This window comes from Salinispora pacifica DSM 45544, from assembly GCF_000378845.1.
Lineage (GTDB): Bacteria > Actinomycetota > Actinomycetes > Mycobacteriales > Micromonosporaceae > Micromonospora > Micromonospora pacifica.
Genome location: NZ_KB905359.1, coordinates 4070832 through 4083593 on the forward strand (window position 1 = coordinate 4070832; position 12762 = coordinate 4083593).

The following is a 12762-nucleotide window of genomic DNA, read 5'->3' on the forward strand; positions in this document are numbered from 1 at the left end:
ATTTAAGATTAACGTTCCGAGGATTAGGAGTGCGATGCGTATCTCCAGCAGGGTCACCCGCCTAGTATCGCTGGTGGCGCCACTCTCCTTGGCTGAGGTCTCCGGCCCACCGCTGTGTGCAGCGGGTTCCCAACGCTGTGGTCAGAGCCGACCTGCCACTCAGCGGTCCGCTGTCGCAGCAAGATAAGCGGAAGCGTAGCTGCCCTCAGATGTAGCGGCTGCCGAGTTGCCCCAGCGTCTCCTGTCGGATCGACCAGTCGCCCCGAAGGTGCCGGTTGAGCAGGTGTTGGAACGCGCCGCCGCTGGTGGTGCTGCGGGAATGACGCTAGTTCTCCTGCAACGTCTGCACCCCGTGGTCACGGAGGCTGTAGCGGCGCAGCCGTACGGGTCGGCCTTCGGGGTTGGTCCAGGCGGCGGCGGTGGTGGAGGTGTGGGTGTGTCGCCAGCCGGTGCGCTCGTACAGGGCGATGGCGGCGGCTGACCTGGGGTCGTCGACGATCTCCAGCGTCAGGTCGAGTTGGTGCTCGGTGGCCCATTGGCGGGCGTGGTGCAGGAGCCTGGTCGCGGTGTTGAGGCGACGGGCGGCCGGTGCGACGAACAGGCGGCTGACCTCGGCCACGGCCGCGGAGCCAGGGCCGGTTGAGCAGGCAGAGCCGGTCGCAGCGACAGAGCCGGTCGCGGCGGCAGGGTCGGTTGTGAAGGCGGGATCGGTCGCGGCGACGGGGTGGTGGAGGGCGACGTGGCCGACGATGGTGTCTCCGCGCTCGGCGATCCAGGCGTGGCGGGTGTTGTCGGGAGAGAGCCACTGGTGCGGGGCGGCGGGCCAGTTCAGCGGGTAGCGGTCCCGCCGGTGCGCGTCCGCGAGGACTGAGATGCAGCTTTGCAGGTCGGCGGGGACCCGATCACGGATACTGAGGTCGTCCATCTGATCATCATCGTCGAGCGGCCCCTCGGGGTGAACCCTGACGAAAGTTCGTGGTCAGCTACTGATGTCGGGGCAGTTCTCCACCACTAGCGTCTGTCGGGCATGGACAAAATGCCACGTGGGAGGACGCACCGTGAATAGAGCCCACCGATGAGCCGGCGCCGGCTCGCCGCCGCGGCTACCGTCGTCGGACTGGTCGCCGCCGGCCTCACTGTCACCGGCAGCACCGCCGTCGCGAACGGCGATGGCTACTCGGCCCTGATCCAGCGCGCGTCGTACGGCGTACCGCACATCACCGCCCGTGACTTCGCCAGCCTCGGCTTCGGTACCGGCTATGTGCAAGCCGAGGACAACGTTTGCCTGATCGCGGAGCAGATGGTGACGGTTCGCGCCGAGCGGTCCCGCTGGTTCGGGGCGGAGGCGAGTAACGTCAGCAGCGACCTGTTCCATCAGAAGGCCATCGACGACCAGGTTGCCGAGAGGTTGCTCAAAGGTCCCCGCGATGGTGTCCGCGCACCCTCCAGGCAGGTACGCGACCAGATCCGCGGCTTCGCCGCCGGCTACAACGCGTACCTCCGGGACGGGAAGGCGATCAACGACCCCGCCTGTGCCGGGAAGGAGTGGGTACGCCCGATCAGCGAGCTGGACATGTGGCGGGCGCACTGGGCCCAGATGGTCCTGGCCAGCTCTGGTGCCCTGGCCGACGGCATCGTCGCCGCAGCGCCCCCCACCGCCAGCGGGAACAGCGCGTCGGCGAGTGCCCCGCCGGCGGCAGCCGTCGCCGGCTCTAGCGGTACGCCGACCGGATTGGGCAGCAACGCGTACGGCTTGGGGCGGGACGCCACCACCAGCGGCGCCGGCATGCTGCTGGCCAACCCGCACTTCCCGTGGGACGGCGCCGAGCGCTTCTACCGGATGCATCTCAAGGTGCCCGGCCGGTACGACGTCGAGGGTGCGGCACTGGTCGGTGGCCCAATCATCCAGATCGGCCACAACGGCCAGGTCGCCTGGAGCCATACCGTCTCCACCGCGAGAAGATACGTGTGGCACCGGCTGTCCCTGGTACCCGGTGACCCGACCAGCTACCGCCACGACGGCCAGCCCCGGAAGATGACCGCCCGTACGGTCACCATCCAGACTCCCGACGGGCCGATCAGCCGGACCCTCTACGACACCCACTTCGGTCCGGTCGTCGTGGTGCCCGGTGCGCTCGACTGGACCACCACCACGGCGTACGCGATCACTGACGCCAATGCCACCAACAACCGCGCGCTCGATGGCTGGCTGGCGATGGGACAGGCTCGGTCGGTGGGTGAGTTGCGGACGGTGTTAGACCAGCGGCAGTTCCTGCCCTGGGTCAACGTCATCGCCGTTGACCGTCGCGGCCAGGCCCTCTACGCCGATCACTCGGTCGTGCCCCGGGTAACCGACTCCCTGGCCGCCGCCTGCGTTCCGGCCTCCTTCCAGGACTTGTACGAGAGCACGGGCGAGGCTGTCCTCGACGGTTCCCGTTCCTCGTGCGAGTTGGGCCGGGATCCGGACGCGGCGGTACCCGGCATCCTCGGCCCGGCCAACCTGCCCACCCTGGTTCGCAGTGACTACGTGACCAACTCCAACGACAGCCACTGGCTGGCCAATCCGGAGCATCCGCTGGAGGGTTACCCGCGCATCGTCGGCGACGAGCAGACCCAGCGCAGCCTGCGGACCCGACTCGGCGTGCACCAGGTGCAGCAGCGCCGCGCCGGCACCGATGGACTTCCCGGGAGGGGCTTCACCACCAGCAACCTGTGGGATGTGACGCTCGGCAACCGAGCCTACGGCGGCGAACTGGTCCGGGACGACCTGGTCCGGAGCTGCGAGGCGGAGCCGACGGCGATCACCTCCGACGGCGCCACCGTCGACCTGACCGCAGCCTGCGCCGCCCTGCGCGGGTGGGATCTGCGGGTTGATCTGGACAGCCGGGGCGCACACCTGTTCACCGAGTTCGCTCGGGCCGCGGGCCTGCGCTTCGCCGACCCGTTCGACCCGACCGCCCCGCTGACCACACCGAGCCGGCTCGCCGTCGACGACCCGGAGGTGCGGACCGCGCTCGCGAACGCCGTCCAGAAGCTGGACGGCATTCCGCTCGACGCCCGGCTCGGCGACATCCAGACCGAGCCGCGTGGCGCCGAACACATCCCGATCCACGGTGGCCACCACGACGCCGGTGTCTTCAACATGATCATCAGTGGGTTTACGCCCGGCGTCGGCTATCCCAAGATTTTGCACGGCACCTCGTTCCTGATGGCCGTCGAGCTGGGTAGGGACGGGCCGTCGGGCCGGCAGATCCTCACCTACTCGCAGTCGGCCAACCCGAATTCGCCCTGGTACGCCGACCAGACCCGGCTGTACTCGGACAAGGGGTGGGACACCATCAAATTCACGCAGCGCCAGCTCCGTGCCGACCCGAACCTGGTCACGTACCGGGTGGGGGAGCGGCGCGACTGATCGCGGCCGGCGGCCGGCGGCCGGTGGGCCAGCCCCACTGGCCGCCGGCCCTGCTGCGCCAACCACGGCCAGCCGCCGCCTCTTGAAGCTCCACCTGGCCGGCCCTTGTGGGCGGCGATGCGCTCACGGATGAACGTGAGCGGGCTACCGTCCTCGGTCGCCCTTCCTGGGCCAGGTCGCCAGCGCCGCCAGGACGGCGCAGATAGACAGACAGCCCAGCAGGCCGCAAACCGGTGCGGCGACCATCCAGAATGAGATCCAGGCATGGTGCCTGGAACCCAGGCCTGGGACGTGCTGACTCAAGGTGACTACCGGAGGGCGCTCGATCTTTCCAACCAAGCTCAGCGGGTTGCCCCGAAGGGCAGCTCTGCTCGCATCCAGGCGACCGCTCAGGAAGCGCGCGCGTGGGCACGGATGGGCGAGGTCGGTGCGACCCGTCGAGTGCTGGACTGGGTGGAGCGGTTGACGGCGAATCTGCCCGTTCCGGAGCGGGCCGAGCATCACTATCGTTACGACCCGGCCAAGGCTGCCGCCTATACGGCCACGACGTTGGCGTGGGCGGGGGACCCCGGTGCTGAGCAGGTAGCGCGGGCGGTGCTGGCTGACTTGGACCCGCACGGAGATGGGGGAGCGCGGCCTCGCCGGTCCGCGTCAGCTCGTCTCGATCTTGGCCTTGCCCTGGTCGCCGCCGGTCAGCCCGACGAGGCGGTCGCTCTGGGGGTGCAGGCTGTGGCGTCCGGGCGGGTGGTGCCGTCGAACTGGTGGCGAGCTGCGGAACTGTTGACAAAGGTGGAACAGTCGGGGGCACCGGAGGCCGCGACCTTGCGTGACCTGTGCGTGGAGTACGCCCCGGGACGCCGACTACCAGCGGACAGCAACCCTGGTTAGCGGACACTGAGCTTTTGGATTGATGACGCGCCCGGCAGCTGTCTGGCGTGGTGGTCGCGGTTGGTGTTGTACCCGTGTTGGCAGGTGGAGTGGGCGACCCGTCGGCAGGCGCGCGCGAGCGTCGCCCGGTTCCTGGATAGCCTCAGCTGTGCCCTGGAGTGAAGAGGATGCTGAGGAAGTTCAGCGACAGCTTCGGCGTCAGCTTGACCTGTCGACTCGACTGACCTCCTTCCCGGAGTCGGTGGTGGGGCTCGACGTGTCCTACGAGAAAGCTACCAACCGGGTATGTGCGGCGGCGGTAGTGATCGAGCTGGAGTCGTTGGCGGTGACAGATGTGGCGACCGTGGTCGGGGAGGTCACTTTTCCGTACGTCCCTGGCCTGCTGGCGTTTCGGGAGGCGCCGATTCTGTTGGAGGCGCTCCAGGGGTTGGCGGATGAGCCGGAGGTGTTGGTCTGTGACGGCTACGGCATCGCACATCCGAGGCGCTTCGGCCTGGCCTGCCACGTCGGTGTGTTGACCGGGCTGCCAACGTTCGGGGTCGCCAAGACCTCCTTCACCGCCGACTTTGCGTACCCAGACCTTCGCCGTGGCGCCGGATCGCCGTTGGAGGAGGGTGGGGAGACGCTCGGGCGTGCGCTACGTACGCGGGATGGGGTCAAGCCCGTCTTCGTTTCGGTTGGCCACCGAATTGGTCTTGATCAGGCGTGCGACCTAACCCTGAGCTTGTGTCGGCGCTATCGAATTCCTGAGGCGACCCGTCAGGCGGACATCGTGTCCCGTCGGGGGCTGCGCGGGTCGAGCCGGTCCGGAGACTGATCGGGGCGGCCGGCCTGGTCGAGGACGGAGTCGTCGTTGCCGGATCCCCAGAAACGCCCCCCGGTGGACTGACGCGAACTCGACAGGGTTCCGTCAGTCCGGCCCGGAGGGCGCTTTCTGCTTCCCGCCCCAACACGGTTCTTCGTGGAGGTGAGCGGTGCGTACTCGTTACGAGGGAGGCTCAACCCTTCCCACGGGGACCGCCTCCGCTCCGTCCAGATGGATTGATTTTTCGGACCGCCGGCGGGACGTACGTTCCCTCGGCCACGCTTCCCTCCGGGCCGTAGACGCGGAGCATCATGCTGAAGGGCCCATCGGGAACGGGTAGCCAGTTGGCGATGCTTACTCCTACTGGGGGAGTTGGCGTTGCGTAGATGCTGATCGAGCCATCCTCGTTGGTCTCGAGCCCGGGCGTATAGCCCGCTACGACGTACTTGTCCTCCGGGTTGCGATGCAGGGTGATTGTTTCGGGTATGTAGGAAGTGACCGACCAAAACTCGCGGGCCTGGGGTATCTGATCCCTCTCGAAAGTGAGAACATAGCCACCGGAGGCGGCGTTGAGTTGTTGATCATTGCTGTCTCGGAAGACGTCGTAGTACGCTGAACTCTCGATGTCGTTGCAGTACTGGCAGAATTGCGTAATCGAGGATCGGTCGAGGTAGTTGGTTCCCCAGAAGCCGATATTCCGGAAGTTGATCCAGTTGTTCTGATCGGTATTGTCAAGATAGTTCGAAATGATTTCGGCCTGTGCGTCCTGGGTCGCTCGCGCGAACTCGTCCTCGAACATCCCGGTAGCGAACAGCCGGTCGAACTCTTCCGCAAGGGCCCTGTTGTCGCCGGTGAGCGGTGGTGTCCGGATATCCATAACTCCCCGCTGGAGTTCTCGCAGGAAGCGAAGTGGGTTATCTCTGATCATCCTGTCCGCATCGAGTTTGAACGACCGAGCCCAGAAAGACACCGGGACGATCAGGGTCTCCAGCAGTACGCCCCTCTCGTACGCCAGCAGGGGGCCCATGCGGAGGGATCGCCGGAACTCTTCGGCCAGCGCGATCTGGTTTTCCCCGTCGGGTGAGAATCTGTTGCTCCGGATAATCATTAGCGGGTTCGTCACCGGGAGCGGGATCTCGGTCAACTCCGGAGGAAGGGTTCCGCTCCAGCCGGGTCCGGTAAAGGCGTAGCGACCGCCAGAGGTTGTCGAGATGTCTGTTTTGATGATGTTCCCGTAGACGTCTGTGATGAGTACGCCGTAAGTTGCCATGGTGTCCGGGATCTCCAGGACCGCTGGCTCGTTCCGCACGCCGATGAGCGCAGAGGTGTACAGCGTGTCGTCATTGGGTGCTACGACGGAGCGAAATATTGGGGACATCCGGTCTGGCCCGAAAAGCAGGTTGGGGACCAGGATGAGCTGTTGCTGGTGGGTGAACCATCGAGGATAGAACTTCGTCACATAGCGGCGCGTCACGTCGTAGACGTCCGTTGCCTGACTGTCGGCCCCCCCTCCTGGCCCACCGGAAGATGGTGATCTCGCAGTGGTGTACGAGGGGACGGTAATTAAGATCACCACGGCGCAGAGGGAGGCACAGAGGGATCGGATCAAGCGGGCCATGAAGCCTCCTTCGATTGATGCGCAGACGGGCATCACGAATTCGCAACCGAGTGGGCGACTACTTCAGACCAAATCTGATCATCGTTCACAGTCTTGCAAACTCTGAGTCTCAGTTCTGCGAAACAGCTCGTCTCACCCGAAAGCGGAGTCTGTCCGGCTTTGCGCGCCGAACCCTGGGTCGCTGCGCTAGCGTCGAAGGTTCGCGCGGTGGTGCGCGGGGCTCCGATCGTAGGTTCGGGATATGTCGATGGCGAGCTGGCGGTGGCGGCCGGGCTGGTTGGCCGGGAGGCGACCAGCGGGAGCGGGGCAGGCCGACCGCCGGTCGGCCTCGCCGCTGTTGGTCAGGATGCCTGGCGGATGGACGGGTTGGTGAGCCAGGCGTCAGCCAGGTCGGCGAGGGGGGTGTCGAGGGCGCGACTGAGGCAGACCACGGTGCCGAACGCCGGTGCGGGCAGTCGACCCGACTCGATCTTGCGTAGGGTTTCGGGGGAGATGCCGGCCGCCAGGGCCACCTCGACGAGGCTGCGGTCGGCCCGCGCGGCCCGGAGGGCGACCCCGAGGCGCTGACCCGCGGCGATCTGTTCGGCGGTCAGGGGTTGGCGAACCATGTCGGCAGGATAGCCTCCGGTGTTCTCCCCCGAGGGTGGTATAAAAATACGGTATTAAAATACCGCTGCCTGGGAGGCGTCGTGATCGAGCTGAAGTCCGCCGTGGAGATCGGCCAGATGGCGGTCACCGGCCAGTTCGTCGGTGAGCTGCTCGCCGAACTGGGCGAGGTCGCCGCGGCCGGCGTCAACCTGATGGACCTCGAACACCACGCCCGCCGTCGGATCGCGCAACGCGGTGCCGAGTCCTGCTACTGGGACTACGCTCCCTCCTTCGGCCGCGGACCCTTCCGTAACGTCCTGTGCCTGTCGGTCAACGACGCGGTGCTGCACGGCCTGCCGCACGACTATCTCCTCCGCGACGGTGACCTGCTCAGCATCGACATGGCGGTCAGCATCCAGGGCTGGGTCGCCGACTCCGCGGTCTCCCTCATCGTGGGCACCCCCGCCCCGGCTGACCTGAAGCTGATCGAGGCCACCGAGGTCGCCCTCGAAGCCGGCATCGCCGCCGCCCAGCCGGGGGGCCGGCTCGGCGACATCTCCGCCGCGATCGGTCAGGTCGCCGCCTCCTACGGCTACCAGGTCAACGGCGAGTTCGGTGGGCACGGCATCGGGCGCACCATGCACGAGGCCCCGCACGTGGCCAACAACGCCCGCGCCGGTCGCGGCCTGAAGCTGCACCCCGGCCTCACCATCGCCATCGAACCCTGGTTCTGCGCCTCCACCGACAAGATCAAATTTGATGAGGACGGCTGGACGATCCGCTCCGCCGACGGCTCCCGTACCGCCCACTCCGAACACACGATCGCCATCACCGCCACGGGCCCGCAGGTCCTGACCCGTCGTCCCAGCCCAGGCGCCACCAGTGCTGACCCCACCGGCAGGCCCGCGGCGGCCTCCTGACCCGACCCCAAGAGGCCGCCGTACCCGGTTCGGGGTGGGAGGGTCAGCTGATGTAGTGCAGGATCACGTTGTGCACGTGGTGGCTCTTCTGGGAGCCGCGGAACTCCACCTCGTAGGTGTGCGTGCCGACGTGGATGGCGATGGCGCCGGTGGAGAAGAACGAGCCGCCCCACGACTTGTTGCTGACCACGCTCACGCTGGTGATCTTCGCATACGGGATGCTGGTGATCGCGTAGCGTTTGCCGATGAACGAGCGGTCCTGAATGATCACGCGCCGGTCGGTCACGCCGATGAAGCCGGTACCGGTGCCGACGGCGTCGTAGACGGCGATGATCTGCTCGCCCTCAAGCAGCCCGCTCTGGATCTGCTGCAGCTGCTCCTTGCGGTCGTACGTCGCGTTCGCCATGACCTCAGCGTAGGCATGGCGAGCACATCGAATCCTGACGAAATGATCCGCGGTGACGCTCGTCGGCTACTGACGGCCCATCGTCGTGGCCTCAGCGCTCGGTGACGGCGCGGTACGCGTCCTCGATGCGGGCGGCCAGTAGGACCTCGCCCTCGGTCAGCGGTACGGTGTCGTGGCCGACTCGAATCTCGGTCTGGTCGGCGTGGCGGCTGATGTCGGGGCGAAGGTGCAGCGCGTCGGCGACCACCTTCACCCGCTCGGTGAGGGCCGCGTGCTGGGAGTCGTCGATGGGGAGCGTCCGTCGGATCCCTTCGCCCTCCCGGGTCCAACCGGGCAGCAGAGTCAGCGCATCGTTGAGATAGTTGTGCTTACCCCGCCCGAACGGCATGCGTACCACCACACCTCCCGGCATCGTTGCGGTCTTGTAGCCCAATCGTCGCTTTTCCGTGTCTTATCGGTGGACTTAGTCTGTCCTTTGGTGGGGGCTGTGTCCACGGCCACACTTCTGGGTCTTCCTGGCCTGATGGGTTGGTCACGGTACCCAAACCGACGATTGATCTGGCACGCTGGACGCTCGTGCGAACCGAACAGGCAAGCGATGGCGGCCGGGTCGAGCGACCCGAGCCGAAGGTGGTCGTCGGCGCGGCAATCATCCAGAACGGCCGGGTGCTGGCCTGCGCACGGTCAGCCCCGCCGGAGGTGGCGGGCCGGTGGGAGTTCCCCGGCGGCAAGGTGGAGCCGGGGGAGAGCGAGACCGCGGCGCTACTGCGCGAGTGCGCCGAGGAGCTGGCCGTCCGGGTGGAGATCGGCGAGCGGGTCGGCCGGAGTGTTCGGATGGCCCACGGACGCTCGGTGTTGAAGGTGTATCTGGCCCGGCTGCTCCCCGGCGACCAGCCGCAGGCCCTGGAGCACTCGGCACTGCGTTGGCTCTCCGCCGCCGAGTTGGACAGCGTCACCTGGCTACCCGCCGATGCTCCGATCGTCGCCGCGCTCCGCCCACTGCTGGCCACTGGTTGACCCGCAGCGGAACCGGAAGGGCAACCCGAAAACGGACAGGGCCGGCGGAGTTCGCCGCCGGCCCTGTCATCGTCGCTGCCGTGTTCAGTGCTTGTCCTGCTCCGGGTGGGCGTAGTTCAGGTGCTCCGGCGGCAGCGGGAAACTCACGTCCTCGCCGAACGGCGACGGTGCGGCCGGTCGGTCGAAGGTGAGCTCGGTCAGTGGCAGCTTGCCGGTCTCGTCAAGTGTCGGGGCGGTCGGCTTCGGCACCTCGCGGTGCCAGTTGACACCCGCCTGCGCCTGCGCCTCGGCCTCCGGGTCGTGCGAGGCTCCCGCGTGCGAGTGGAACCCTGGCGGGCCGGCCGCGGGGGTGCGCACGGCGCCCGGGGAGTGCTCGCTGGTCACGCTGGTCTGAGGCACCTGACCCCTCCGGAAGATCTTGTTACCGAGCCAAACAAGAGGATCATACTTCCGGTCGACTACCCGCTCCTTCATGGGGATAATCCCGTTGTCGGTGATCTTGATGTGCTCGGGGCAGACCTCGGTGCAGCACTTGGTGATGTTGCAGTAGCCCAAGCCCTGTTCGGCCTGCGCGTACTCCTTGCGGTCGTCCCGCGCGTCCAGCGGGTGCATGTCCAACTCGGCCGCCCGAATGAAGTACCGCGGCCCGGCGAAGGCGGGCTTGTTCTCCTCATGGTCCCGGATCACGTGACAGACCGTCTGGCAGAGGAAGCACTCGATGCACTTGCGGAACTCCTGCGAGCGCTCGACGTCAACCTGCTGCATCCGGTAGTCGCCCGGGGTGACACCGGGGGGCGGTGCGAAGGCAGGCGTCTCCCGGGCCTTCTCATAGTTGAACGAGACATCGGTGACCAGGTCCCGAACGATCGGGAACGTCCGTAGCGGCGTGACCGAGATCGTCTCATCCGCGGTGAAGGTCGACATTCGGGTCATACAGGCCAGTTTCGGTTTGCCGTTGATCTCCACCGAGCAGGAGCCGCACTTGCCGGCCTTGCAGTTCCAGCGGCAGGCGAGGTCCGGCGCCTCGGTGCTCTGCAGTCGGTGGATGATGTCGAGGACGACCTCGCCCTCCTTCACCTCGACCAGGTATTCCTTCAGGTCGCCGCCGGTCTCGTCGCCCCGCCAGATGCGGAACTGTCGCTTCGTGGCCGGTGCGCCGGCCGCCTGGCTCTTCTCAGTTCCCATTCCTCAGCGCTCCTCCTCGGTGAGGGCGTCGAACTCCGCCAGTTCCTCGTCGGTCAGGTACTTGGCCAACTCCGCGCGGTCGAAGAGCGCGAACAGCTCCGGCCGCATCCGCGGTAGCGGCTTGCGGTCCAGGTGCACGATGTCGCCCTCCAGGGAGCAGACCTGGTTGACCCGTCGCCAGGCCGGGTCCATCGTCGGATGATCCTCACGGGTGTGGCCGCCCCGCGACTCCCGCCGCTCCAGCGCTGCCTTCGCGGTGCACTCGGAGACCACCAGCATGTTGCGGAGATCCAGGGCGAGGTGCCAGCCCGGGTTGTAGCGCCGACCGCCCGCCGCGCTCACCTTCGCCACGCGTTCGCGAAGCTCGCCGAGTCGGGCCAGCGCGTCAACCAGCTCGCCCTCCCGACGAATGATGCCGACCAGGTCGCCCATCACCGCCTGGAGATCCTGCTGCAGGACGTACGGGCTCTCGCCGGTGTCCCGCTGCAACGGGGCCAGGGCCGTCTCCACCGCGGTCTCCACCGCCGGCACCGGGACCCGGGGCCGGGATGCCAACCCGTCGGCGTACGAGGCGGCGTGCCCGCCCGCCCGCTTGCCGAAGACCAGCAGGTCCGACAGGGAGTTACCGCCGAGCCGGTTGGAGCCGTGCATGCCGCCGGAAACCTCACCCGCGGCGAACAGCCCGCGGACATGGCCGAGGGCCGCACCGGAGTCGGGGTCGACCTCCACGCCACCCATCACGTAGTGACAGGTCGGACCGACCTCCATCGGCTCCCGGGTGATGTCGACATCGGCCAGCTCCTTGAACTGGTGGTACATCGACGGGAGGCGACGGCGAATCTCCTCCGCCGGCAGCCGGGAGGCGATGTCCAGGTAGACGCCGCCAGCAGGGGTGCCCCGGCCCGCCTTGACCTCGCTGTTGATGGCCCGGGCCACCTCGTCGCGCGGCAGCAGCTCCGGTGGCCGCCGGTTGTTGTCCGGGTCCTCGTACCAGCGGTCCGCCTCGGCCGCACTGTCGGCGTACTGCTTTCGGAACACATCCGGCACGTAGTCGAACATGAACCGCTTGCCCTCGGAGTTCTTCAGGATCCCGCCGTCCCCGCGGACCGACTCGGTGACCAGGATGCCCTTCACCGAGGGCGGCCAGACCATGCCGGTCGGATGGAACTGGAGAAACTCCATGTTGATCAGCGTCGCCCCGGCGCGCAGCGCCAGCGCGTGGCCGTCCCCGGTGTACTCCCAGGAGTTCGAGGTGACCTTGTACGAGCGGCCGACCCCACCGGTGGCCAGCACCACGGCCGGCGCCTCGAAGAGAATGAACTCGCCCGACTCCCGGTAGTAGCCGAAGGCGCCGGCGACCCGGTCGCCGTCGAGCAGCAGCTCGGTGATGGTGGTCTCGGCGAACACCCGGATCCGGGCGTCGTACGAGCCGTGCTCGCGCCGATCTTCCTGCTGGAGCGAGACGATCTTCTGCTGGAGGGTACGGATCAGCTCCAGGCCGGTGCGGTCGCCCACGTGCGCGAGGCGCGGGTACTCGTGCCCGCCGAAGTTGCGCTGGGAGATCCTCCCGTCCTTCGTCCGGTCGAAGAGGGCGCCGTAGGTCTCCAGCTCCCAGATTCGCTGCGGCGACTCCTTCGCGTGCAGCTCGGCCATGCGGAAGTTGTTCAGGAACTTGCCGCCGCGCATGGTGTCGCGGAAGTGCACCTGCCAGCTGTCCCGGCTGTTCACGTTCCCCATCGCGGCGGCGGCGCCGCCCTCGGCCATCACCGTGTGCGCCTTGCCGAAGAGCGACTTCGAGATGATCGCGGTCTTCTTGCCGGCCAGCCGGGCTTCGATCGCCGCCCGCAGCCCGGCGCCGCCGGCGCCGATAACGACGACGTCGTAGTGGTGTCGTTCGATTCGCGTGGTAGTGGTCATGTCGGG

The 12762-nt window shown here is 67.3% G+C and carries 11 protein-coding genes and 1 pseudogene; 5 read left to right on the forward strand and 7 right to left on the reverse strand.

The genetic code is table 11. The annotated features are described in order from the left end of the window. Nucleotides 1–325: 325 nt before the first annotated feature. Nucleotides 326–925 (reverse strand): GNAT family N-acetyltransferase, encoded by a 600-nt coding sequence (locus tag SALPAC3_RS0118680; protein ID WP_018222708.1) that lies wholly within the window; start codon nt 923–925, stop codon nt 326–328. 150 nt (nt 926–1075) lie between these two features. Here SALPAC3_RS0118680 and SALPAC3_RS0118685 point away from each other — a divergent pair, with 150 nt between their 5' ends. The 3 genes and pseudogenes from SALPAC3_RS0118685 (at nt 1076) to SALPAC3_RS0118695 (ending at nt 5117) form a co-directional block, all read left to right on the forward strand. After that, nucleotides 1076–3412, forward strand: coding sequence for an acylase (locus tag SALPAC3_RS0118685; protein ID WP_018222709.1), 2337 nt, complete (start codon nt 1076–1078; stop codon nt 3410–3412). Nucleotides 3413–3665: 253 nt separating this feature from the next. Continuing rightward, a pseudogene (locus SALPAC3_RS26035) lies at nt 3666–4300 on the forward strand (transcriptional regulator); the annotation flags it as partial. A 241-nt stretch (nt 4301–4541) separates the two neighbouring features. After that, nucleotides 4542–5117: an endonuclease V gene (locus tag SALPAC3_RS0118695; RefSeq protein WP_026185706.1), complete on the forward strand. Its 576-nt coding sequence runs from the start codon at nt 4542–4544 to the stop codon at nt 5115–5117. A 181-nt stretch (nt 5118–5298) separates the two neighbouring features. Here SALPAC3_RS0118695 and SALPAC3_RS0118700 read toward each other — a convergent pair whose 3' ends face one another. Together SALPAC3_RS0118700 and SALPAC3_RS0118705 are read right to left on the reverse strand one after the other, a co-directional pair. Then, complete coding sequence (locus tag SALPAC3_RS0118700; RefSeq protein WP_026185707.1) at nt 5299–6564, reverse strand: DUF1214 domain-containing protein; 1266 nt, start codon at nt 6562–6564, stop codon at nt 5299–5301. A gap of 500 nt (nt 6565–7064) precedes the next feature. After that, the gene (locus SALPAC3_RS0118705) at nt 7065–7331 is read right to left on the reverse strand and encodes a helix-turn-helix domain-containing protein (protein ID WP_018222712.1); all 267 of its coding nucleotides are present in this window, start codon (nt 7329–7331) and stop codon (nt 7065–7067) included. Between the two features lie 81 nt (nt 7332–7412). On the opposite strand from SALPAC3_RS0118705, the gene map reads away from it, so the two are divergent. After that, nucleotides 7413–8231, forward strand: a complete 819-nt coding sequence (gene map / locus SALPAC3_RS0118710; protein WP_018222713.1) for a type I methionyl aminopeptidase — start codon at nt 7413–7415, stop codon at nt 8229–8231. A gap of 43 nt (nt 8232–8274) precedes the next feature. On the opposite strand, the gene SALPAC3_RS0118715 is transcribed toward map, so the two are convergent. Beyond that, entirely contained in the window at nt 8275–8637 is a 363-nt protein-coding gene (locus SALPAC3_RS0118715) for a PH domain-containing protein (protein WP_018222714.1), read from the reverse strand. A gap of 91 nt (nt 8638–8728) precedes the next feature. Beyond that, nucleotides 8729–9025, reverse strand: a complete 297-nt coding sequence (locus SALPAC3_RS0118720; protein ID WP_033660353.1) for a 4a-hydroxytetrahydrobiopterin dehydratase — start codon at nt 9023–9025, stop codon at nt 8729–8731. Between the two features lie 188 nt (nt 9026–9213). Between SALPAC3_RS0118720 and SALPAC3_RS0118725 the strand changes: the two genes are divergently transcribed. Beyond that, nucleotides 9214–9654 carry a (deoxy)nucleoside triphosphate pyrophosphohydrolase gene (locus SALPAC3_RS0118725; RefSeq protein ID WP_018222716.1) on the forward strand — a complete coding sequence of 147 codons (441 nt, stop codon included), beginning with the start codon at nt 9214–9216 and terminating at the stop codon, nt 9652–9654. An 84-nt stretch (nt 9655–9738) separates the two neighbouring features. Here the strand turns inward: SALPAC3_RS0118725 and SALPAC3_RS0118730 are convergent, their stop codons facing one another. Together SALPAC3_RS0118730 and SALPAC3_RS0118735 are read right to left on the reverse strand one after the other, a co-directional pair. Further along, on the reverse strand, nt 9739–10839 hold the full coding sequence (locus SALPAC3_RS0118730; protein WP_018222717.1) for a succinate dehydrogenase/fumarate reductase iron-sulfur subunit: 1101 nt from the start codon (nt 10837–10839) through the stop codon (nt 9739–9741). A 3-nt stretch (nt 10840–10842) separates the two neighbouring features. Continuing rightward, nucleotides 10843–12756, reverse strand: coding sequence for a fumarate reductase/succinate dehydrogenase flavoprotein subunit (locus tag SALPAC3_RS0118735; protein WP_018222718.1), 1914 nt, complete (start codon nt 12754–12756; stop codon nt 10843–10845). Nucleotides 12757–12762 lie beyond the last annotated feature (6 nt).